Below are 24,423 nucleotides of genomic sequence, written 5' to 3'. Positions count from 1 at the left end.
ATTTGTAATTTTCATTTTGCTATCTAACTTTTCAAAATTGTTCCACTGCGACAATCTGAACTTTTCCATATTGCCGAAAATTGGTTCCATCAACAAGATTGGAAACCCTTCCCATTTCAAAAAGAAACTTGGAAAGCTTTTTTGAATGGTAAGCACGGATTGCTCAATGCGCCTACTGGTAGCGGAAAGACTTATGCACTCTGGTTTCCAATTGTATTAAACTACATCAAAAACAATCCAGACTATAAGACAAAGCACAAAAAAGGCCTCAAAGCAATATGGATAACTCCTTTGCGAGCTCTATCGCAAGAAATTACACAATCTGCAGAACGCATAACCCAAGATTTGGAAATCGAAATGACGGTTGGTATTCGTACAGGAGACACCTCAACAGCCGAAAGGGCAAAACAAAAAAAGAGCATGCCCGATTTGTTGATTACCACACCAGAGAGTCTACAATTATTGCTCTCTTCCAAGGGATACGATAAGGTCTTTAAAAATTGTTCCGCCATAGTGATTGATGAATGGCACGAACTTTTGGGTACTAAGCGGGGTGTACAGATGGAACTTGGTCTTTCCCGATTAAAAACCATTTGCCAAGATTTGCGCATTTGGGGAATCTCAGCCACTATAGGAAATTTGGAACAAGCTCGCGAGGTGTTGTTGGGACCTGCATCAACAGAACTGGAAAATTCAATCTTGGTGAAAGCCAAACTCAACAAAAAAATCACGGTCAAAAGCATAATTCCTAAACAAATGGAAACCTTTCCATGGCGAGGACATTTAGGTTTGAGACTGTTGGAAGATGTAGTCCCCATCATCAATAAAAGTAAAACCACTTTGTTGTTCACAAATACCCGTGGACAATGCGAAATCTGGTTTCAAAAAATACTGGAAAAGCACCCAGAATATGCTGGGGAGATTGCAATGCATCATGGCAGTATAAACAAGGATACCCGACTATGGGTAGAACAGGCCATTCGGAATGAAAGTCTAAAAGCTGTTGTTTGTACTTCTAGTTTAGATTTGGGAGTGGATTTTGCTCCCGTGGAAACCGTTGTTCAAATTGGAGGCCCTAAAGGAGTGGCACGTTTCCTTCAGCGCGCTGGTAGAAGTGGACATCGTCCAGGCAAAGAAAGTGTTATTTATTTTTTGCCCACCCACGCCATGGAGCTCATTGAGGCTTCAGCCATGCAAAAAGCGGTGTTAAATGCTGCAGTTGAAGATAGGATTCCATATCTGAACAGCTATGACGTATTGATTCAATATTTGACCACCCTTGCGGTTTCGGATGGATTTTATCCAGAGGAAATCTATCAGGAAATCAAGAATACTTTCTGTTATCAAGCTCTTACCGAAGAAACTTGGCAATGGCTGTTGAATTTTTTGGTGATGGGTAGTCAAAGTCTAAAGACCTATGACGAGTATAAAAAAGTGGAGGTCGAGCCTGATGGGAAATTCAAGGTTAACCATCTGTCCATTGCCCGCAGGCATCGGTTTCAAATTGGGACTATTGTAGGTGATGCAAGTTTATCCGTTCGCTATCAAAAAGGAGGCTATATAGGTACCATAGAAGAGTCATTTATTTCAAAATTGTCTCCTGGTGATGTTTTTACTTTTGCGGGACGAAATCTTGAATTCATTCGCATTAAGGGCATGACTGCCCAAGTTCGAAATTCGTCTAAACGAAGCAATAAAATTCCATCTTGGATGGGAGGTCGTTTGAGTTTTTCAGCAAAAATGTCGGAACTGTTGAGGCAAGAATTGTATTCTGCAGAACTCGAATCTAAAACTCAATCTCCTGAAATACAGTCCTTAGCCCCACTGTTTTCAAAACAACGTGAGGAGAGCATGGTGCCCCAACCCAATCAATTTTTAATAGAAACTTTCAAAACCAATGACGGCTACCACCATATTTTTTATCCTTTCGAAGGTAGGGCCATCCATGAAGGCATGAGCAGTTTATTGGCCTACCGGATAAGTTTGCTTACACCCATCACTTGTTCCTTGGCTTTTAATGATTATGGGTTTGAACTGCTTTCTGATAAAGCAATTGATATTCAAGAAGTGCTGGACAACAATCTGTTTACCCCCGAATACATGTTGAGTGATCTTCAAAAAAGTTTGAATTCCAACGAAATGGCACGCCGTAAGTTTAGGGATATTGCAGTAATCAGTGGTATGGTTTTTACCGGCTATCCAGAAAAAGGGGTGAAAATGAAACATCTACAGAGCAGCTCACAATTGCTTTTTGATGTATTCAAGGATTTTGAGGATGATAATTTACTCTATCAACAAGCTTTTACCGAAACCTTTGAACACCAACTAGAAGAAGGTCGTCTTCGATTGGCCTTGGAACGCATCGAAAAGCAAGAAATCATCTGGAGAAAATGCCAAAATCCAACTCCCTTTTCATTTCCTATTATAACAGACAGATTAAGGGAAAAATTATCCAACGAAAAATTGGCAGATCGTATCAAACGGATGACCAAGATATTGACTAGATGAGCGAAACCATTATCATACAAAACCAAAATTTTGTACTCCACCCTTTGGGTGGAATCTTTTGGGAAGAAAAATCAATGTTGCTGATTAGTGATGTCCACCTGGGAAAAATCGCTCATTTCAGAAAATTCGGAGCAGCGGTTCCTCAAAAAGCGATGCATAAAAATTATTTATTGCTGGATAAAATAGTGTCAGAATTTAATCCCTTCCAAATCTGTTTTCTAGGAGATTTGTTCCATTCATCCTTAAACAAAGAATGGGAACTCTTTGAAAACTGGGTGGCAAAAACACCCTCTGAAATTATTTTGGTGTCAGGCAACCACGATATCATCTCTCCTCTAAAGTTTGAACAAGTGGGTATTCCTATTTTTCAGGAACTGATTCTGGATGACTTTCTGTTGACCCACCACCCTGAAGAACGGAATGGTCTATTCAATTTCTGCGGTCATATTCACCCTGCTATTAAACTCAAAGGATTCGGGCGTCAAAATCTTCGCCTATCTTGTTTTTTCAAGTCTAAAAACCAACTTATTTTCCCAGCCTTTGGAGAATTTACCGGCACCTATACCCTAAAACCAAAAAAAGGAGACGAGGTTTTTGTAATTGTTGAGAACGAAGTAGTAAAAGTTTAATTTTGACCTTGTCGGCTACTATTCTTCAGTCTATATTTGCCGCAAAGTTTTTGGATTGACCAAAGCATCCATTTTTCAACTTTTTGAACAGTCTCCACAACTTGGGAAACTGAAGGACACTATTGCCAAAACTGAAAAAATCAGCGTTAAAGGACTTACAGGTTCTTCCCTTTCATTTGTGATTTCTTCGCTGTTCAAATCAGAAGAATTACCCTTTTTGGTTTTATTGAACGATAAGGAAGAAGCCGCGTATTATCTGAATGATCTTGAGCAGTTAATTGGGGAGAACGAAGTGCTTTTTTATCCTGGAAGCTATCGCCGACCCTATCAAATTGAAGAGACTGACAATGCCAACGTGTTGCTTCGGGCCGAAGTCTTGAATCGCATCAACTCCAGAAAAAAACCAGCTGTGATTGTTACGTATCCGGATGCCCTTTTTGAAAAAGTGGTCACCCGAAAAGAGCTGGACAAGAACACACTGAAAATTAAGTTGGATGATACGCTCTCACTTGATTTTTTAAATGAAGTTCTTTTCGAATATCAATTCAATCGAGTAGATTTTGTGACGGAACCTGGGGAATTTTCAGTTCGAGGGGGTATTGTTGATGTGTTCTCGTTTTCTCATGACGAACCTTATCGCATCGAGTTTTTTGGAGATGAAGTGGATAGTATCAGGACTTTTGATGTAGAAACCCAACTCTCTACGGAAAAAGTAAAACGAATTACTATCATTCCCAATGTGGAAAACAAATTTCTTAAGGAATCACGGGAGAGTTTTTTAAAATACATTTCACCCAAAACTGTCATCTTTTCCAAAAATCTAGATTTGGTCTATGGTCGAATTGACTCGTTTTTTGTAAAAGCCGAAGAAAGTTTTGCCAAACTTCAAGGCGAACTTAAACATGCACAGCCATCAGCACTTTTTGTGAACTCAACTTTGCTGAAATCGCAATTGGCAGATTTCAAATTAATTGATTTAACTGCTTCCAACAAGTCATCATTCACGCATGAGGTCACATTCAATACAAAACCACAGCCAGCTTTCAACAAAAAATTTGACCTGCTCATTAAAAACCTGAATGAGAACCACAATTCAGGTTTTACCAATTATATTTTCTGTTCGACGGATCAACAAGCCAAGCGACTTACCGACATCTTCGAGGAGATGGAAGATACGGTCCATTACAAAACAATTGTTTTTCCGCTGTATCAAGGATTCACAGATCACGATCTTAAACTGGCTTGTTATACCGATCATCAAATTTTTGAACGCTATCACAAATTTCAATTAAAGAATGGCTATGCAAAAAAACAAGCCATTACCCTTAAGGAACTTAACAAATTGGAAATTGGGGATTATGTGACCCATATAGATCATGGTATTGGAAAGTTCGGTGGACTTCAAAAAATAGATGTAGAAGGGAAAAAACAAGAAGCCATTAAACTGGTCTATGGCGATCGGGATATTTTATACGTTAGCATTCATTCACTCCATAAAATCTCCAAATTCAATGGAAAAGACGGAGCCCCACCCAAAATCTACAAGTTAGGTTCCGCCGCTTGGAAAAAACTAAAGCAAAAAACCAAAAGCCGTGTCAAGAAAATCGCGTTCGACCTTATAAAGGTTTATGCAAAGCGTCGTTTGGAAAAGGGGTTTCAATATGCTCCAGATAGCTACCTACAGCATGAGTTGGAGGCATCTTTCATTTATGAAGACACTCCGGATCAAGAGAAATCGACCCAAGATGTAAAAAGGGACATGGAAAGCGAAAGACCGATGGATCGTTTGATCTGTGGCGACGTTGGTTTTGGTAAAACGGAAGTAGCTATTCGTGCCGCTTTCAAAGCTGTGGACAATGGAAAACAAGTTGCTATATTGGTTCCTACTACAATTTTGGCATTTCAGCATAACAATACTTTTAAAAAACGATTGGGCGAACTTCCTGTGAGCGTGGATTATCTCAACAGATTTAGAACTACCAAAGAGAAGCGAGATATTCTAGAGCGCCTTGCCGAAGGCAAAATTGATATAATTATTGGCACACACCAATTGGTGAACAAAAATGTGCAGTTTAAGGATTTGGGATTATTGATTGTAGACGAAGAACAAAAATTCGGTGTATCTGTCAAGGATAAACTCAAATCTATCAAGGAGAATGTGGACGTGCTTACGTTAACTGCAACTCCGATTCCGAGAACACTACAATTTAGCTTGATGGCGGCCCGTGATCTTTCGGTCATCAATACTCCACCTCCAAATCGTTACCCCATAGAAAGTCAGGTAATCCGATTTAATGAAGAAATCATTCGTGATGCCGTTTCTTATGAAATCCAGCGTGGCGGACAAGTGTTTTTTATCCATAACCGTATTGAAAACATCAAAGAAGTTGCCGGAATGATCCAACGTTTGGTTCCTGATGCTAAAATTGGAATTGGCCATGGGCAAATGGAAGGCAAAAAATTAGAGCGATTGATGTTAGCCTTTATGAATGGGGAATTTGACGTACTTGTTTCCACCACAATTGTGGAAAGTGGGCTGGATGTAACCAATGCCAACACCATCTTTATCCATAATGCCAATAATTTTGGTTTGAGCGACCTGCATCAAATGCGGGGAAGGGTTGGACGAAGCAACAAAAAAGCTTTTTGTTTCTTTATTACCCCGCCTTACGAAGTGATGACCCCAGATGCTCGAAAACGAATCGAAGCCTTAGAACAATTTACAGCATTGGGTAGCGGTTTTAACATTGCCATGAAAGATTTGGAAATTAGAGGTGCCGGAGATTTATTGGGGGGCGAACAAAGCGGATTCATCAATGAGATTGGATTTGAAACCTATCAAAAAATATTGGCAGAGGCAATAGAGGAGCTCAAAGAAAATGAGTTCAAAGAATTGTATGAAGAGGTTGAGGGCCCGCAAGAGAAAATTTATGTAAAGGACACCCAGCTCGATACAGATTTTGAATTGCTCTACCCTGACGATTACATCAATAACATTACAGAGCGTCTTAATTTATACACTCAATTGAATGAGGTTAAAGACGAAGATGGATTACGTAATTATGAGCAGCAATTAACAGATAGATTTGGAGAATTGCCCGCTCCGGCTATTGATCTTCTCAACTCTGTTCGCATTAAATGGATAGCCAATGGCATTGGACTGGAGCGCGTAATATTAAAGAAAGGGAAATTTCTTGGGTATTTTATCGCCGACCAAGAGTCCGCTTTTTATCAAAGTCCAACCTTTACCAAAGTATTGAATTATGTTCAATCCAACCCTAGAACCTGTCAATTAAAAGAAAAGCAGACCCGTAATGGCTTGCGGTTGTTATTGGTTTTTGATGGAGTTGATTCGGTGAAGAAAGCATTAAAGGCTTTGGAACCTTTCTCCACTTTTCACGGAAACAATCTTGAAAAGACCTCAATTAACGATTAAAGATTTGTGATAAAATCAAAAACTCGAATAAGATCATCTTTGGTTTGAAGATTTATATTTTCTTCTTTAATAAAGCTTTTTACAGATTTTTGATTGCTTTTTGAAAAGGTCTGAACAAATCGTTTTATACCTTGAGGGATGTATAACAGCGGCTTTTTTTCGTCCTTCCCAATACGGACATAGAAATGGGGTTTTACTTTTTCAAACCTTGATGGTTTAGCAGCCTGGTAGGCTTCCGCCTTCTGCTTTTTAAAATATTTTATACGCTCTTTAATATAAAGATCATATTTGTTGTTCTTACTAAGAACCTGAAAAAAGGAGTACCCCAATGCCCCTTTGGGATTTTTGTATTTGGCCGATTCATATTGTTTCCGAATTCCATGGGTCAATCTTATTCGATTGGCACTTTCATTGGACAACTCGATAATCTTATTTTCACCAACCCATACTTCAGCACTCCCTTTGTGGGCGTTAATCCGCACTAAATATGTCTTTTTAGAGTCGTTTATTTTAGCAGGTTTAAAATCAACGTTCAAATAAGGAGAGCCTTCTTCACTTTCATATTGTTTTAAGTAAAGCACTGGGTCATAATATACTCCATAGAAGTCCCGCAACTCATTTTGGGCTTTGGTTTGTCCTATCGTCCAAATGGCAAAAACAGAAAAAAAGAATCTTTTGGTTGCGCTTTTCATGTTGGGCTTTAAGAGGTTAGTTTCAAATCTGAATCTACAAAGATTATTCCATTTTTAATCTAGCCAAAGAAACTTATCACAGATGCATGGAAATGGTTAATATAATTTTAGAGGCACTAAATTTACTACACTGTCTGGTGAAATAATTTTCTATGGATAGGGATATTTTATTTCGGCTAGGAGTGATATGTAGCATGCTCTCCGGTTTATTATTGGTAATTGGGTGGACAATCAATATTGGTCGAGATTCCTTGCTTTGAGCTTGTGCCAAGAGTGTGCAATGATTAATCTTATTAAAAGCTTCTGCCTAGGATAGCGGGACTGGCCTTAATAGGTTTTGGTTTGGATTTATAGGTCAAGTCGAAACGGAGGGATGAGATTTCTCACATGCGTTCGAAATGAGGAACATCGTTACGATTGAGAAATCGAAAAAAGTTTGTTCTTAAAAAGCCTCGTAGACCAGCTTTACAAATTCTCCAATTTTTTGAGGTTCCAACCATCGAGAGACCAACATCAACCCGCTTTTTTGATCTATCACTATAAAATTGCCCCCGAAACCGGCAGCATAGAATATATGTTCAGGAACGCCTTCCCAATGCCGTGATCCTTTTTTGTTCAGCCACCACATATAGCCATAATTAAGATTGGGAACCGAAGGTTCTGTTGCTTTTGTAATCCAATCTTTACTAATTATTTGTTGGTCTTTCCATTTTCCATCATTTAAAAAAACCAAACCGAAACGAGCCATGTCCTCTGTGCTAATAAACAATCCCGCTCCTGAATGACCTCCCCCGGTAACCGATTTCATTTGTATGCCATCTATTTCTGTCCAAGCATGGTCGTAACCATGCCAGCGCCAAGTAGTGGATGCATCAATCCTGTCCATAAAATGTTCTTTCAAAACCATGGGTAAGGGTTTACGCCAAAGATGGGTAAGCGAATAGGACAGAACATTGACCCGAACATCATTATATTCCATTACCGTACCTGGCTCATTTAGTTTTCGGAACTTCCAATCGTCCAATCCCCCTTCCCTTGGAGGACGATCCGCCCAATCTTTTAAGCCCCAAAGTTCGCCGGACCAGTCTGAATTTTGTTGGAGCAAATGTTCCCATGTGATTTTTCCATTGTGTTCGCCTTCAAAGGTGCCATCCCAAATGTATTTCCCTACTTTATCATCGATACTGGAAATAAGCCCTTTATTCTCGGCTAACCCCGCAGTGGTTGAAAGAAAACTTTTGGTGACACTAAATGTCATATCCACACGTTCGGTATCTCCCCATGAAACCAAGAGATATCCATTTTTCAAAATCATTCCTGCCGGTCCACCACGTTTTTTGGTTGGTCCCAGAATTTCATGAAAGGGTTCTCGTTGAAATCCTTTTAGGATGGCTTGACGCAAATCCCGTGAACCAGAATACTCATTCTCCATGGCAAAATCAACAGCGATTTGTAGTTTTTTCTGATTGTGGGTAAATCGATTTGAACTTGCTTTCTTCCAAACCTCATTTCGTTGTGGAAAATAAAATTCCTGACTCACCACCGTTTGTAGTGGCATCAATAGACTAAGGAATAATATGATGGGGCAGCTAATAGTTTTCATGGAAGTGCAATTAATTTTGGAAATCAAGTTAGTAATTGCAATCCTAATACTGAAAACTTAATGGAAGAAATCAAGACCACCCATGTAACACCCGGTTTTGTCCTTTAGTGTAAAGGAATAAAAAGGTATATATAGTTTAGGTAAAAGGTTGCTATAAATTTTTCAGGTCCTTAATGGTCTTAAATGCCACATCTACCTGCTCCTCATTCACCAATATGGTAAACTCATTTGTAGTGGATATTACTTCGTAAAGCACTATGCCTTCCCAAGCTAAGCGCTGAAAGATAAAATAATAGATTCCTGGCACAGAGACATTCTCAGCAGGTAATTTCACAGTAATTGATGATAGGTTTTCTGCTTTTTGGGTGCAGCGTTCATGCTTAAAGTATTTTTCGACCACCCCATCCATTACACTGCTTATTACAATATTGATCTCATTTACACCTCTAGAAGAAGTATAAAACACATCCTGGTTCATATTGACTTCTTCCAACAATTTAGCCTGTTGTCCCAAAATGGAATCTGATGCTAAAAAAGTGTAATCGGTCAACGAAGAACGAACAGTAATTTCCCCAATATTTTTTAGAACTTTTACAATTCTATGGGTTGCCCTAAATTCCAAATCATCAGAAAGACGTTTGAGGGCCATAACAATGGCTCCATCTTTTACTTCTTTTCCCAAGGCTTCAGAAATTTCCGGTTTGATCTGCCTGGATAATGAAGTAAGGTTTATTATTCCTTGGGCAAGTGCACTTTGTAAAAAAGGTTTCTTTTTAATGTAATGCTCAACTACTGCTGAAATTGTTTTCATCTTTCTGGTTTGGAATGGTGATACAAAATTAACACATTGTTACAAATAAAACAAATGGTTAAAAATGATAAAAAGCATTTTTGGTATGCTCCACTTCAAATGTTGTTCCTTTTTTAATGATCAAAATGATATCAAAGCGTACTTCAACGTCCAAGTTGTTTTCCTCTACATAATGGTTAGCGGCCATTACAAGGAGGTTAATTTTCTTTTGATTTATGGTTTCGGAAACATCTTCCAAAAACCCTCCTGTCCTTGATTTAACCTCTATTACACAAAGAATACCTTCTTTTTGTGCAATAATATCCACTTCGGCTTTTAGGTAACGATAGTTGGTTTTTTGAATCTTGTAGCCCCTTTTTATTAAAAAATCAACGGCTTTTTGCTCGCCAAGCCTTCCAAATTCATTGTGTTTTCCCATCTATTTTGAAAAATATTAAAAAATAAGTGCAGTTCATCGAAAAATTTGGTCGTTCACGGCGAAAACAGCGTTTAGATTGTAATTTGTCGGTTCAACTGAACCACACCCAACGTTATCTAAACATATAGTTGCCCCAAAACTATAGACCAATTAACGCCAGTCATTGCTATGGAGTACTTTATCAATTGTAATTCCTCAACATTGGCGCCGTACACTGATCCCTTGGATGAGCTACGCGCGGCCCATTTGTACCGGAGGTTAGGCTTTAGCGCCTCGGTACAGACCATTAATGCAGCTGTTGGACAGACTGCTGACACACTTATTGACAATCTTGTAGACCAAGCGCTCGCGCTTGCACCAATAGCACCACCAGCGTGGGCAGATTGGACCAATGATGACTATCCGGCTGATGATGATCTTGCCGGTCAGTTACGAAGAGCTCAACAAGAAGAGTTTGCTACGGCATACGGAAATTCACTTTTAGATAACAATTTACGTGACAGATTGAGCTTCTTTTGGAGCAACCATTTTGTTACAGAGATAGATGTTTATAATTGTAATTCATTTTTATACTATTATATAAACTGTCTACAGCGAAACGCTATAGGAAACTTTCGAACCTTTGTAAGTGAAATTGGATTGACCAGCGCCATGTTATATTATTTGGATGGTGTTAGAAACCGTGGTAACAATCCGAATGAAAACTATGCCAGGGAGCTGTATGAGCTTTTCACCCTTGGTGAAGGCAACAATTACACGGAAGACGATATCATAGAAACGGCAAAAGCAATTTCTGGATATACCGAAAATGGGGAAGTTGGCTGTACTCAGGTCACATTTGACCCCACAGAATTCAATACTGAAAACAAGACCATTTTTGGGCAAACTGGAAATTGGGGTTATGATGATGTCATCAATATCTTATTTACCGAAAGACCCAATGAAATTGCTTGGTTTATCTGTAAAAAACTATATGAGTTCTTTGTTCATCCAGATTCTGATGATGCTGATGGCAATGCCCAGGCCATAATCAATGGGATGGCAGCCACTTTTACATCCAACAACTTTGAACTAGCCCCTGTACTACGTCAATTATTTAAAAGTCAACACTTTTTTGACGAAGACGCTATTGGGGTAATCATAAAAAGTCCTTTCGACCTTTATATGAACTTGATTAAAGAAACTGGTTTCACTTACGATGACAGTACAGTGATCAATGTGATCGATGCATCGAGGTTAATTGGACAAACACTCTTTGATCCATTTGATGTGGCCGGTTGGCAAAGAGATCGACAGTGGATCAATACCAATTTTATCATTGGTCGTTGGTTGACCTCTGAGGTTTTCTTGGAACGTTTCTTCCAGGCCAATCCAGAACAATTTAGAACATTGGCCATGGACGCAGTAGGAGCTGGTGATGCAAATACCAGTAATCCGGAAACTGTTGTGCGTGCTTTAGTGAACAAATTCACGCCAAAAGGTTTATTAACGGATCAAGATTTTGAAAACGCCATGGATGCCTTCAAAATTGATGATGTCCCAGAAAACTACTATTCTCCAGATTACATTGCTGGCGGATTGAGCCTTTGGATACTTTCAGCAAGTTTGGAAGTACCTACCCAAGTATATGTTTTACTAAGACATTTATCCAGAGAACCCGAATTTCAACTAAAATAACCTCACCATGTGCGATACTCATCATACTCACGATACATCACCTCATAAAGGCCTTGAACACGAAGGTCACGATTTAGAACACAAAGCATGGAGCAGACGGTCCTTTATCCAAGCATTGGGTATAGCCGGTTCTGGATCTATGTTCTTGGGAAGCAATTTGGTTTCCGCCGCTGCACCATCACCGCTGTCAGCCGCTATTGCAGATGCTGAGACCGATAACATTTTAATCCTGATCAGATTATCTGGAGGTAACGACGGATTAAGTACTGTTATTCCCATTCAACAATATGATACTTATGCTAACGCAAGACCTAACATTTATATCCCAGAAAGTAAGGTCCTAAAACTTACCGACGATTTCGGTGTGCCTACGTACATGAATTCTCTGGAGCCCTTATGGGGCGATGGACAGTTTAAAGCTGTACATGGAGTAGGTTACGAAGGCCAAAGTCTATCCCACTTTACGGGGTCAGATATTTTTGCCAACACCGATCTCACCACAACCGGTTTCGATGGATTGAATACTGGTTGGATGGGAAGGCATTTTGAAGAATGCTACCCTGATTATTTGATCAATCCACCCGAATCCCCTGCGGCCATCCAGATTGGAAACCTGTCCAATTTGGTTTTCCAAGGTGAAGAAACCAATTATGCTTTTGTGACCAACAATATAGATCAGTTGGAAGAAATTGCACAGACCGGATTCTTTTATGACATTGAAAATGCACCTTTTGACAACTGTATGTACGGTGATCAACTTAGATTCTTAAGAGGTGTTGCCAATACTACCTATGAATATGCCGGTAAAATTCACGAGGCATACGAAAGGGGACAAAACCAGGTTGAATACCAAGACAACGGATTCGCAAGACAATTGGCCTTGTTGGCTCGATTGATCAAAGGTAACTTGGGTACCAAGGTATATATGATTTCCATGGGTGGATTTGACACTCACGGTAATCAGCCACTTGCCCATGAACGTTTGATGACCAATCTCTCCATTGCCATTAACAACTTCTATGAAGATGTTGCCTTTACCCAACAAGATGATAAGGTATTGAGCATGACCTTCTCAGAATTTGGACGTAGGATTTTTGAAAATGGTTCTAACGGAACAGACCATGGGAAAGCAGCCCCTACCCTTTTCTTCGGATCAGGATTGAATGGAAGTGCCTTTATTGGAGACCATCCATCTCTGGATAGTCCCAACAGTAGAGGTAATTTGGAATACACCATGGATTTCCGAAATCTATATGGTACCGTACTTGCCGAATGGCTCTGCGTACCAAGAGCAAAAGTAGAAGAACACTTATTGGGCTATCAATATCAAGCAATTGATCTTGGCTTTAATTGTAGCGGAGAGGTATTTGATGATATCGCTATGGATAGTGATCCACCAACACTACCTGATACTCCTCCGAGTCCAGATGGAATGGATCCAGATCCAGATGCATTGGCAGCAATTGTCCATAGACCATATTATCCAACAGAGCGAGCTCCGCATATTTATTTGGAAATGCCTGTTGCTGCCCATGTTGATATTCAATTGTACAATATCCTCGGGCAAAATGTAGGTACCGTTTTCAATGAAATGATGTTGGAAGGCTCAGCCGAAATTAATATCCGTGAACGAATGCGGGATACGCTTTCTACCGGTAAATACATTTACCGTATCTCCGTAGGAGAAGAAAGAATGAGTAAATCGGTTATGATTATGTAACCAAACATATAAAGTAAAATTCCAGAATCCTCCGATAGTGCATATCCCCACCCCAATTATGGAATGCGCGATTCGGAGGTTTCCTTTTTAAGTCAATTTGGATTTATCCTTATCAGTTTTAAACCCAAGTGCTTTCTTGACCTCATGATTTTTGTCTTTATAGACCTTGGACAATTCCTCTTTCTTTTCCTCCTTTAAAACCTTCTTGAATTTTTCAAGCTTTTTAAATTTTTGCGGGTTTCCTGTGCTCATAGCTAATTAATTGTAAGTTAATTCCTATAAATAACTGATAATCCTTTCTTTTATTTTTAATAATCATAAGTTTTTCTATTCTAACAGCACTTCCAAGAAGCTACAAAAAATGCCAAAATCACTCCAATGAAATTCAGTATTTTTGGGGCTTAATTACAGCATAGCATGTCGAATACCAAAACTCCTTCAAGATATACCATTACTGCAGCCCTTCCGTATACCAATGGCCCCATCCATATAGGCCATTTGGCCGGGGTTTATGTTCCTGCGGATATCTATTCTCGGTATTTGCGATTGAAAGGCAATGATGTTGCGTTCATATGCGGAAGTGATGAACATGGTGTGGCCATTCCAATGAAGGCGAAAAAAGAAGGAGTAAGTCCAAAAGAAATTATTGATAAATACCACGGAATCATCAAAAAATCATTTGTTGATTTTGGGATCACCTTCGACAATTATTCCAGAACCTCAGCAGAAGTCCACCATAAAACAGCATCCGACTTTTTCAAAAAACTCTATGATCAAGGTGATTTTATAGAAGAGGTCACTGAGCAACTTTATGATGAAGAGGCCCAACAATTTTTGGCCGACCGATTTGTTACCGGTACATGCCCCCGATGTGGAAACGAAGAAGCCTATGGCGATCAGTGTGAAAACTGTGGCTCTTCGCTGAATGCTACCGATCTAATTAATCCAAAATCTACTATCACGGGAGGAGTCCCTTCCTTGAAAAGCACCAAACATTGGTTTTTACCCTTGGATCGTTATGAAGATTTCTTAAAAGAATGGATCATAAAAGGACATAAAAATGATTGGAAGCCCAATGTGTATGGCCAATGCAAATCTTGGATTGATGATGGGCTAAAACCCCGCGCCGTTACCCGTGATTTGGACTGGGGAATCCCCGTTCCCGTAGATGGTGGGGAAGGAAAGGTCCTTTATGTTTGGTTTGATGCACCAATAGGATATATTTCATCAACAAAAGAATGGGCAGAACGCGAAGGCAAGGATTGGGAGCCTTATTGGAAAGATAAGAATACCAAATTGCTGCATTTTATTGGGAAGGATAATATTGTTTTCCATTGTATCATTTTCCCAAGTATGCTGAAAGCACATGGTGATTTTGTGCTTCCTGAAAATATTCCCGCTAACGAGTTTTTAAATCTGGAAGGCAACAAACTCTCCACTTCCAAAAACTGGGCGGTTTGGTTACATGAATATTTGGAGGAATTCCCGGATATGCAAGATGTTTTGCGCTACGCATTAACTGCCAATGCACCAGAAACCAAAGACAACGATTTCACCTGGAAAGATTTTCAAGCAAGAAACAACAACGAGTTGGTTGCCATTTTTGGCAATTTCATCAACCGGGTAACTGTGCTCACCCACAAATATTATGATGGGGTTGTCCCGACACCATCCGACTTTACCGATGTTGATAAAAAGACTTTGGAAGCCCTAAAGGGCTTTCCAGAAATTCTCGACAATTCGTTGGACCGCTATCGTTTTAGGGAGGCTAGCCAAGAATTGATGAATTTAGCCCGCCTCGGGAATAAATATCTGGCTGATGAAGAACCATGGAAGTTGATCAAAACAGATGAGGAACGCGTAAAAACTGTAATGTACATAGCGCTTCAAATCGCAACCAGTTTAGCAGTTATTAGCGAACCATTTTTGCCATTCACCTCAGAGAAACTCAAGAGCATCTTAAATATAAAATCAAATGTAGTTGAGACTTCATGGGATGAGTTAAGTACGAAAGAAGCACTACTTCCTTCAGCACATCAAATCAATAAAAGTGAGCTCCTCTTTCGCAAAGTGGAAGACAAAGAAATTGAAGCTCAATTGGCAAAACTAGAAGCCACCAAAAAAGTAAATGAACAAATGGAGAAAGAAGTTACCCCACAAAAAGAGACCATTACTTTTGATGACTTTACCAAATTGGATATGCGTGTTGGCACCATCGTTGAAGCTGAAAAGATGCCCAAAGCCAACAAACTTTTGGTATTGAAAGTAGATACTGGATTAGACACTCGTACCATTGTATCAGGAATTGCTGAAAGCTTTAAACCTGAAGATATTGTAGGCAAAAAAGTGACTGTTTTGGTCAATTTAGCTCCTAGAAAACTGCGTGGTGTGGAAAGCGAGGGCATGATTCTGATGACCGAAAACCAAGAAGGGAAATTAGTTTTTGTCAACCCAGATGAGGATGGGGTTGGGAATGGGGAAGGTATCAGCTAGTCATCTTCTCACTAAAAGTAACTTCATGCAACTCATCCCGTACATCCTTAAGCACACTCAGCTTTCAGAAAAGAGTATTGAAAATACGGTTGCTCTTTTAAACGAAGATTGCACTATCCCATTTATTGCTCGATACCGAAAAGAGCGTACCGGGAATCTGGATGAAGTTGAGATTGGTTCCATTGTAAAGTTCAAAACAGAATTCGAAGCTTTAGAAAAAAGAAAAGCTGCTATTATAAAAGCGGTTGGCGAACAGGGGTTACTTACTCCAGAACTACAATCTAAGTTTCAAAACTGTTCGGATTTGACCAGTTTGGAAGATTTATACCTTCCTTTCAAAAAAAGTAAAAAAACTAAAGCGGAGACCGCCCGCAAAAATGGGCTTGAGCCATTGGCCAAAAATATAATGTCGCAACGAAGCGATGAAATTGAGTTCATTGCCTCCAAATACCTCAACAACCAAATCCAAAATGAGCATGATGCCTTGGAAGGTGCTCGCCATATTATTGCCGAATGGATTAATGAACGTTCAGATATTCGAAATCAACTCCGGAATCAGTTAGAGCGACATGCCATTTTGGTCACCAAGGTCATCAAAACCAAAAAGGATGACGAGAAAGCCCAAAAATATCGAGATTATTTTGATTGGAACGAATTATTAAGCCGTTGTCCCTCGCATCGATTTTTGGCTATTTTACGTGCGGAAAAAGAAGGTTTCATCCGGGTTAAAATCGAAATTGATGAGGGCAAGGCGTTGGACAATATGGAAAGACGGATTATCAAATCCAACAATTCCTGCACGGAACACATTGAATTGGCCATCGCGGATTCATATAAGCGCCTTTTGTTTCCTTCGTTATCCAACGAGCTCTTAAAAAATGCCAAGGAAAGCGCAGATGCCGATGCGATAAAGGTTTTCTCTAAAAATTTAAAACAATTATTGCTCGGAGCTCCTTTAGGGGAAAAACGAATCCTTGCCATCGATCCCGGTTTTAGAACAGGTTGTAAAGTAGTTTGTTTAGATGCCCAGGGTGATTTAAAACACAACGAAACCATTTATCCACATGCTCCACAAAATGATAGCTCTGGTGCCATCAAAAAAATAAGCTCTTTGGTAGATGCCCATAAAATTGAAGCAATTGCCATTGGTAACGGAACGGCTTCCCGGGAAACTGAGCAATTGGTCAAACGAATCCATTTTAAAAATCCAATCGAGGTTTTTGTGGTCAGTGAAGCAGGCGCCTCCATTTATTCTGCCTCCAAGATTGCCCGGGAAGAATTTCCAAATTACGACGTAACCGTTCGAGGTGCGGTTTCCATTGGACGCCGTTTGGCGGATCCGTTGGCCGAGTTGGTTAAAATAGATGCCAAATCCATTGGTGTAGGCCAATATCAGCACGATGTAGATCAAAGCAAACTAAAGACATCCTTGGATACAGTAGTGGAAAGTTGTGTGAATTCTGTTGGAGTGAATATCAATACTGCCAGTGTACCCCTCCTCAGTTATGTATCTGGAATTGGCCCAAAATTAGCCGAGAATATTGTTGCCTATCGAAATGAAAATGGTGCTTTTACCAATCGACAAGAGATCAAAAAAGTACCACGACTTGGTGGGAAAGCTTTTGAGCAGGGCGCTGGTTTTTTGCGCATCAAAGAAGGTGAGAATCCATTGGATGACTCTGCTGTGCATCCTGAAAGTTATGCCATTGTTAAAAAAATGGCCAAGGATAAAGGAGTACCCGTATCAGATATCATCCAAAATAAGTCCGTTTTGCAAAGTATCAACTTAAAAAGTTACTGCACAGATACGATTGGAATGCCAACTTTGAAAGATATTCTGGAAGAATTGGAAAAACCGGGGTTAGATCGAAGGGAAAAAGCCAAAGTATTTACCTTCAACCAAAACATTAAACAAATTACGGATTTACAACAGGGACAATTACTGCCTGGAATCGTCAACAACATTACCAACTTTGGTTGTTTTGTGGATATTGGGATTAAAGAAAGTGGATTGATCCATATTTCCAACCTTTCCGATTCGTTCGTGAAAGATGTCAATGAACATGTAAGTCTTCATCAACAAGTAGTTGTAAAGGTTTTAGACATTGACATTCCCAGAAAACGCATTCAATTGGCATTGCATAAATAAGTTGGGGGGGACAGTAATGTTCGAAAGGGTATACCGTCTCATGTATCTAATATTTGCTCAATAAATTTATTTTTTAACTTTAGTTGATCAACCTTCTGCATTATGAAACCGTTTATTATTATCCTTTTCTTGCTTTTTGCAATTCCGTCAAACGCTCAAGACCTTAATATCAACAAAGACAATCTTTGGAACAATTTCACCTACGACATGGGCAATGTTCTTGGGGGGATTGGACACGCCTATAGTCGCCCTTTTCATTGGCAAGGAAATGACTGGGCCAATTTAGGTTATATGGTAGCTGGTACAGCCGTACTTTTTACTGTTGATGATGAGCTGGATCATTGGGTGGGTGGATTTAGAGAGGATGTCCCTGATTTTTTGGTGGATTATGGAAACGAATATGGAAGTCCGGAGAACAATTATATGTTTACCGGCGGAGTTTACCTGGCAGGTTTATTTACCAAAAATGAAAAATTACGAAGGACCGGGGTGCTTTTGATTGCTTCAGCTACCGCTGGTGGTTTTTTACAACAAGTAAGTAAACGACTCATCGGCCGGGCTAGACCTAAAAGTGGAGAATCTTCCAATGAATTTGACCCTTTTCATGTTAAAAGAGTACTTAATTACGACTCATTCCCATCAGGGCATGCCATGTTGGCCTTTACCAATGCTTATGCAATCGCTAAACAATTTAAAAATCCATGGGTAAAGGCTGGAATTTATACGGTGGGATTGATTCCCGGATTTGCAAGGGTCACAGATCGTTTTCATTGGGTTTCAGATATCGCGTTTAGTACTGTTCTCAGCATATTTATTGTGGAATCCATAGATCGTTATCTCGATTCCAAATACAATGAAAAATATAATGATACTCAAAAAAAGCTGAGCTGGAATCTCAGTTTTGGTCCAGGAACTATGGGTGTGGCTGTCCGATTTTAGCAATGCATTGAATATATCTTATTTTGAGTCAAACCCATTTCGTAATTTTATACTTCTAAAATCAAGAACATGCTATCCAAAAAACTTGAAAAAGCACTTAACGAACAAATTCGAATAGAGGCACAGTCCTCACAAGTATATTTATCTATGGCCTCTTGGGCCGAGGTAAAAGGTTTGGAAGGAGTGGCCGGGTTCATGTATGGGCATTCGGATGAAGAGCGAATGCATATGCTCAAATTGGTCAAATATGTAAATGAACGTGGAGGGCATGCTCATGTTTCGGACCTTGAAGCACCAAAAACCGATTTCGGAACGCTTCAAGAGATGTTTCAGGAATTGTATGATCATGAAATCTTTGTTTCGCAAAGTATCAATGAATTGGTTCATGTGACTTTAGAAGAAAAAGATTATGCCACGCACAACTTTTTACAATGGTATGTAGCGGAACAATTGGAAGAGGAAGCATTGGCCCGTACTGTTTTGGATAAAATCAACCTTATTGGTAACGACAAAGGTGGATTATATCTTTTTGATCGCGACATACAGCAATTAATAGTGGCAAGTGCAGCTTCGGATACTGCTGGAGAATAATTTTTGTTAAATCTTTTATTTAGATTAATTAAAAATAGCTATTTTTGGCCCATCTGTTCAGAGCAATGGGGAAAAAGAAGCAAAAAAAGAAAGACAACAAGTCGCAGCTCAGGGAACTTTGCCCTTCAAATTGCAAGTCGAAATGTTGTAAAAAATATAAAAAGTGTGAAAGCAAGCGCTGCAAACGTTGTCCTTGTTTTGACCTTTTAAAGAAAGTTGCATAAAAAAACCACCTTAAGGTGGTTTTCTTTTTTCAATTTTGTTTTTTCCTAGGAATATTTTGGACCATTTCCCCTGTTTCAGGCTCCAACAATTTATCGAAATCCGAAGAGGAAAGATATTCCCCTGCCTTTTTAAAATAGAGTTCACTATGCCTGCACATATTGTTGCAGCTTTGTAAATGGTTAAAATAGGCTTCTTTTTTACCTTTCATATAAACTAGATACGATGTAAAATCAGCAGTTCCCAAATGGCGTTCAAAATTCTGCTGGTCCATCCAATAATCTTGCTCATCCTGATGATTCGCCATTTGAAAGGAGTGTTCGTAATTGGCGTCCCGTTGTGCCATGGTCTCATAAAAGCGTAAGCTATGCGTGGTATGCAGATTATCTTGAGCAGAAACTCCGATACCGCAGCAGCTTGCGAAAACTATGATATGTATTCGAACCAATTTCATCTTGTCTTGACTTCATATATAAGACATTCAATTCCTCAAAGGGTTGCATCATCTTTCTATAATTTACTGTTAAACATTGACAATCAAAAAGAAAGGGGGTCAATTGACCCCCTTTATCGATAATCCGTAAATCATATGTGCTACTTTCCTAACATCAATAGCTCATTGCATTTTATTTCGGTTATATACCTTTTTTCACCTTCTTTGGTTTCATAAGAGCGTGATACAAGCTTTCCTTCAATGGCCACTTCCTTTCCCTTTTCCAAGAAATTCTCAACAATTTCTGCTACTTTACCCCATGCTACAATGTTGTGCCATTGGGTATCGGTCACCTTTTCACCTGTGGCGTTCTTGTAGGTCTCATTTGTTGCGATGGAAAATTTGGCCAACTTGTTGCCATTTTCCAAGGTTACCATTTCAGGGTCATTTCCTAAGTTTCCAATCAACTGTACTTTGTTTTTTAGCGAATTCATGATTTTTAATTTTACGATTAAACAGTTAATACTATCGAACTAATTTCGTCCGACAGGGCAAACATAGTAGCGGTAAAAAACATGAACCGGTATTAAAACATTTGTTTTCGTTTGTAAACGGATGTAAATGTTTGAAATCTTTAATTATAAGCTCTTTTCTGGTTCAGGAGGGTTTTCGTATCTTTAAATTATGAAATATCTCTACATCATAGCATTTGCCCTTGTTGGACATATCTCTCCAAAGTTTATTGAGATTTATGGTAGTGGAAATAAATCAGCTTCCACAGAAGATTCCGAATAACAATCCTCCTTTACAATTTTACCTTAGACCGCTTTTGAATCTTTTTCAAGTGGCTTGTCCCACTTTGTATATAGATGCCTTAAAGACTATACTCCGAAGGGGTTTTGCCAAACAGCTCCTTAAATCTTTTGGTGAAATAGGAGAGGTTATTAAAACCCACCTGATAGGCAATTTCGGATATATTCCCGGCTTTATTTTCTAACAATTGAGCCGCTCTTTTAAGTCGAAAATCGCGAATAAAATCTTGGGGTGATTGATTGAGCAATGCCCTCATCTTTCTGAACAATTGGGTACGGCTCATTCCTGTTTCCTTGGCCAAATCCTCCACTCCAAAGGAGGAATCATCCAACCGTTGTTCCAGAATCCGTACTATTTTCTCCAAAAAGCGCTCATCCACTGATGTAATAGCAAGAACCTTTGGCTCCAAGGTAAGCTGCCGACTATATTTTTCCCTTAATCGCTGTCGTTGGTCAATTAGGTTTTTTACACGGGCTATCAGTTCTTTCTTATCAAAAGGTTTGATAATATAATCGTCCGCCCCTGTCTCAATTCCTTCCACCTTTGAAGCCTGAGAGGCCAGAGCAGTAAGCAAAATAACGGGGATATGACTTGTTTTTTCGTCCTCTTTTAACTTTTTGCAAAGCGAAAGTCCGTCCATATCGGGCATCATAACATCGCTGATAATAAGATCTGGTACTACCTTTTGCGCTATATCAAAACCTTCGACACCATTGGTGGCCTCCTTAATATTGTAAGTGTTGTTCAGATTTTTTATGACATATGATCTAACATCGTCATTGTCTTCAACGATAAGAACAAGCGGTAAGTCTTTTTTAATTGTTTCTTCCTCCTTTAAAGTCTTGGAAGGCCTAGATGGAATGGAATCCTTTATAGTTGATGGCTGTTCTGATACAACAGGTGTAATTTCACTTGCATCGAATTGTTCTTCTGAAATGGGAAGAATCAGGGTGAAAGTTGTGCCCTTTGCTTCTTCGCTTTCAACAGCAATGTTTCCGTGATGCAATTCTGTGAGTTCTTTGACCAATGCCAATCCAATACCTGTTCCTTTTTTAGCTCCGGTCTGGGATGCTTCGGCCTGGTAAAATCGGTCAAAAACCTTATCCAAGTCGGAACTTGCTATTCCTTTTCCCGTATCCTGCACCGCAATTTTTATGGATTCTCCCTCAGTTTTGTTTCTGATGATCAATTTGGCCTTAAAATCAACGCTGCCATTTTTGGAAGTGAATTTAAAGGCGTTTGCCAATAGATTGTTCAGGATTTTCTCCAACGCATCACCATCAAACCAAGCACTACTAATTTCGTCCGCAATGGTCACATTGAACTTAATGTTTTGATAATCGGCCCAAGAACTAAAGGAAGCTGTTACTGTTTTTAAAAAGGTTTTTAGGTTATCTTCCCTGACCTGCAGAGGCAACGCGCCAGCTTCTAATTTAGCAAGATCCAGCAGCTGGTTTACCAAGCCCAATAACTTTTCGCTGTTCCGTTTCATTAGTTCATAGCTTTCCTGGTGCTCCTGATTTTCTTTATTGGAGGATAGCAAGTCCTTTAGTGGGCCAAGAATCAAAGTCAACGGAGTCCGGAACTCGTGTGATACATTCGCGAAAAAACGGGACCTTAGGGTCACAAATTCTCTTTGCTTTTTGTTCACCATTTCCTTAGCTCGCAGTTTAACCAGATAATTTCTAAAAAGAAGTATTGAAATTATTAAAACTGAAACTATTCCGGCCAACAACAGATTTCTTTGGGTCGTATTTTGTTTTAACAATGCCTCCTGGGCTGCGACCTCAGCCTGTTTTAACTCCCGCTCCTTTGTCAATAACTCTATTTGCTGATCTTTCTTTGCGGTTTCATACTGTATTTCCCTGGCCACCAAGTTTTTATTGGCCTCATCATCAAAAATGCTGTCCTTTAGCTGATGATATTCCTCCAAATAGGTAAGGGCATGGGTTTGGTTGCCCATATTCTTGTTCAGTTTGTACAAGGCAAACGATAGTTTACTTTTTATTTCTTTAGAATCTGTCAGTCGAGATACCTTCCATCCCTCCTCAAAGTTTTTTCTGGCGTTGGCAAATTGATTTTGGTTCGCTTGGATGGTCCCCAATTCATACAAAGAAGTAGCTATGTTGAAATTGTCAAGCTCAATGACCTTTTTCAAGGAAATGCTTTTATTAAGAAATTCAATCCCTTTTGATGCATTATCCTTGCCATGCAAAACACCCAAACTGTGATAATTTAAACTTGAAAGGTCCCTAAAATTGCTTTCTTGTGATAGTTGAAGGCTCTTATCAAAATAATACAGGGCAGAATCCCGCTGCCCATATTTGTCCATAACCACTCCTAAACTATGGTTGTTGGAAGCCGTAAGTCGGGCATCACCCACTTCTTCACTGTTGTGTAAAGAGGCACGATAATATTTAAGAGCACTTTTATAGTTCTCCATGTTTTCATAGACACCGGCAATGTTTTCAAAACAGCTGGCCAATAAATACCGATCTTCTTCCTCTTCAAATACCGTAAGCGATGCAAAGAAATCTTTTAGGGCCAGATCATAATTACTATAGTTCCACTGAATGGTGCCCAGATTGAAGTTTACTTTGGCAACGGACAATTGATCACCTGCCTGTTCAAAATATGGGATTGAGGCGGTAAGATTTTTATAGGCCTTTTTATTATCCCCTTTATAAAGATAAACCGCCCCAATGTTCAGGTACCCATCTGCTATGCCAAGGGTATCCCCAATCTCATTTCTAAAAGCAAAATCTTTTTGGTAATATGAAATGGCTTTGTCATATTCGGAAATTGAGGAATGCAATAACCCCAAATTGTAGTTGATATCATGGACCCCATCCAAATCTCCCAGTTTTCGAAATAGCTTTTGTCCATTTTCATAATACATGACACTGCTATCCATTACGCCTGTATAAAGAAAATAGGTCCCTTTGATCTTATCGGCAGAGGCCATCCCATAATCATAGGAAATATTAGAGGCCAAGTTGAAAGCTTTTTTGGCATATAGATAAGAGGTGTCCAAATTGACTCCTCGGTAGGTATTGGCAATATCCAAGAGCAACTTAACTGTCACGGTATCTTGCTCGCGCTTGTTTTCAAGCAAATGGGTAAGACTATCTATTTGTGTTCGGAGCTGGGCACTTGTAACCCAACAATTAATGCAGACAAAGCCAAAAAGGACGAGCTTTCTCATATGGGTTAGATGGGTTACCGGTGCTTCTACTAAGATAATGGTAATATCTGTCTTATCTCAAGAATTAACATTGATTTCATTGGT

General features: G+C 39.4%; 17 protein-coding genes. 9 read left to right on the top strand and 8 right to left on the bottom strand.

Annotated features, from left to right (window positions below; translation table 11 throughout):
* Positions 1-45 precede the first annotated feature (45 nt).
* Genes IAG46_RS12750 through mfd form a run of 3 tightly spaced genes read left to right on the top strand, consistent with a single transcriptional unit; the run spans position 46 to position 6,573 of the window.
* Positions 46-2,508, top strand: coding sequence for a ligase-associated DNA damage response DEXH box helicase (locus tag IAG46_RS12750; protein ID WP_190810881.1), 2,463 nt, complete (start codon positions 46-48; stop codon positions 2,506-2,508).
* A complete protein-coding gene (pdeM, locus tag IAG46_RS12745; protein WP_190810728.1) occupies positions 2,505-3,137 on the top strand; it encodes a ligase-associated DNA damage response endonuclease PdeM in 633 nt (210 codons plus the stop codon). Before IAG46_RS12750 ends, pdeM begins: the two co-directional genes overlap by 4 nt.
* A gap of 55 nt (positions 3,138-3,192) precedes the next feature.
* The gene (gene mfd / locus IAG46_RS12740) at positions 3,193-6,573 is read left to right on the top strand and encodes a transcription-repair coupling factor (protein ID WP_190810727.1); all 3,381 of its coding nucleotides are present in this window, start codon (positions 3,193-3,195) and stop codon (positions 6,571-6,573) included.
* On the opposite strand, the gene IAG46_RS12735 is transcribed toward mfd, so the two are convergent.
* The 4 genes from IAG46_RS12735 to IAG46_RS12720 form a co-directional block, all read right to left on the bottom strand.
* Positions 6,570-7,265: a hypothetical protein gene (locus IAG46_RS12735; protein ID WP_190810726.1), complete on the bottom strand. Its 696-nt coding sequence runs from the start codon at positions 7,263-7,265 to the stop codon at positions 6,570-6,572. The two genes, mfd and IAG46_RS12735, sit on opposite strands and share 4 nt — an antisense overlap.
* Before the next feature lie 442 nt (positions 7,266-7,707).
* Positions 7,708-8,868: a serine hydrolase gene (locus tag IAG46_RS12730; RefSeq protein ID WP_190810725.1), complete on the bottom strand. Its 1,161-nt coding sequence runs from the start codon at positions 8,866-8,868 to the stop codon at positions 7,708-7,710.
* Positions 8,869-9,019: 151 nt separating this feature from the next.
* Positions 9,020-9,679 (bottom strand): aspartate kinase, encoded by a 660-nt coding sequence (locus IAG46_RS12725; RefSeq protein ID WP_190810724.1) that lies wholly within the window; start codon positions 9,677-9,679, stop codon positions 9,020-9,022.
* Positions 9,680-9,737: 58 nt separating this feature from the next.
* Positions 9,738-10,097: a YraN family protein gene (locus tag IAG46_RS12720; protein WP_190810723.1), complete on the bottom strand. Its 360-nt coding sequence runs from the start codon at positions 10,095-10,097 to the stop codon at positions 9,738-9,740.
* A gap of 168 nt (positions 10,098-10,265) precedes the next feature.
* On the opposite strand from IAG46_RS12720, the gene IAG46_RS12715 reads away from it, so the two are divergent.
* Both IAG46_RS12715 and IAG46_RS12710 read left to right on the top strand, forming a co-directional pair.
* On the top strand, positions 10,266-11,774 hold the full coding sequence (locus tag IAG46_RS12715) for a DUF1800 family protein (protein WP_190810722.1): 1,509 nt from the start codon (positions 10,266-10,268) through the stop codon (positions 11,772-11,774).
* A 7-nt stretch (positions 11,775-11,781) separates the two neighbouring features.
* Entirely contained in the window at positions 11,782-13,494 is a 1,713-nt protein-coding gene (locus IAG46_RS12710; protein ID WP_190810721.1) for a DUF1501 domain-containing protein, read from the top strand.
* Positions 13,495-13,581: 87 nt separating this feature from the next.
* Here IAG46_RS12710 and IAG46_RS12705 read toward each other — a convergent pair whose 3' ends face one another.
* Positions 13,582-13,746 carry a hypothetical protein gene (locus IAG46_RS12705; RefSeq protein ID WP_190810720.1) on the bottom strand — a complete coding sequence of 55 codons (165 nt, stop codon included), beginning with the start codon at positions 13,744-13,746 and terminating at the stop codon, positions 13,582-13,584.
* Between the two features lie 165 nt (positions 13,747-13,911).
* On the opposite strand from IAG46_RS12705, the gene metG reads away from it, so the two are divergent.
* The 4 genes from metG to IAG46_RS12685 all read left to right on the top strand — a co-directional run bounded on the left by metG (position 13,912) and on the right by IAG46_RS12685 (position 19,666).
* Positions 13,912-15,987: a methionine--tRNA ligase gene (gene metG, locus IAG46_RS12700; RefSeq protein ID WP_190810719.1), complete on the top strand. Its 2,076-nt coding sequence runs from the start codon at positions 13,912-13,914 to the stop codon at positions 15,985-15,987.
* A 25-nt stretch (positions 15,988-16,012) separates the two neighbouring features.
* Positions 16,013-18,136: a Tex family protein gene (locus IAG46_RS12695; protein ID WP_190810718.1), complete on the top strand. Its 2,124-nt coding sequence runs from the start codon at positions 16,013-16,015 to the stop codon at positions 18,134-18,136.
* 102 nt (positions 18,137-18,238) lie between these two features.
* Positions 18,239-19,075: a phosphatase PAP2 family protein gene (locus tag IAG46_RS12690; protein ID WP_190810717.1), complete on the top strand. Its 837-nt coding sequence runs from the start codon at positions 18,239-18,241 to the stop codon at positions 19,073-19,075.
* Between the two features lie 69 nt (positions 19,076-19,144).
* Positions 19,145-19,666, top strand: coding sequence for a ferritin (locus tag IAG46_RS12685; protein ID WP_190810716.1), 522 nt, complete (start codon positions 19,145-19,147; stop codon positions 19,664-19,666).
* 253 nt (positions 19,667-19,919) lie between these two features.
* Here IAG46_RS12685 and IAG46_RS12680 read toward each other — a convergent pair whose 3' ends face one another.
* The 3 genes from IAG46_RS12680 to IAG46_RS12670 all read right to left on the bottom strand — a co-directional run bounded on the left by IAG46_RS12680 (position 19,920) and on the right by IAG46_RS12670 (position 24,339).
* Positions 19,920-20,342 (bottom strand): hypothetical protein, encoded by a 423-nt coding sequence (locus IAG46_RS12680; protein ID WP_190810715.1) that lies wholly within the window; start codon positions 20,340-20,342, stop codon positions 19,920-19,922.
* Positions 20,343-20,482: 140 nt separating this feature from the next.
* Positions 20,483-20,815 carry a single-stranded DNA-binding protein gene (locus IAG46_RS12675; protein ID WP_190810714.1) on the bottom strand — a complete coding sequence of 111 codons (333 nt, stop codon included), beginning with the start codon at positions 20,813-20,815 and terminating at the stop codon, positions 20,483-20,485.
* Positions 20,816-21,195: 380 nt separating this feature from the next.
* On the bottom strand, positions 21,196-24,339 hold the full coding sequence (locus IAG46_RS12670) for a response regulator (protein ID WP_190810713.1): 3,144 nt from the start codon (positions 24,337-24,339) through the stop codon (positions 21,196-21,198).
* Positions 24,340-24,423 lie beyond the last annotated feature (84 nt).

The organism is Flagellimonas sp. S3867 (genome assembly GCF_014698935.1).
In the GTDB taxonomy this organism is placed as follows: Bacteria; Bacteroidota; Bacteroidia; order Flavobacteriales; family Flavobacteriaceae; genus Flagellimonas.
Note: the sequence above shows the minus strand (reverse complement) of the source record. Positions and strands in the feature narration are given on the sequence as shown.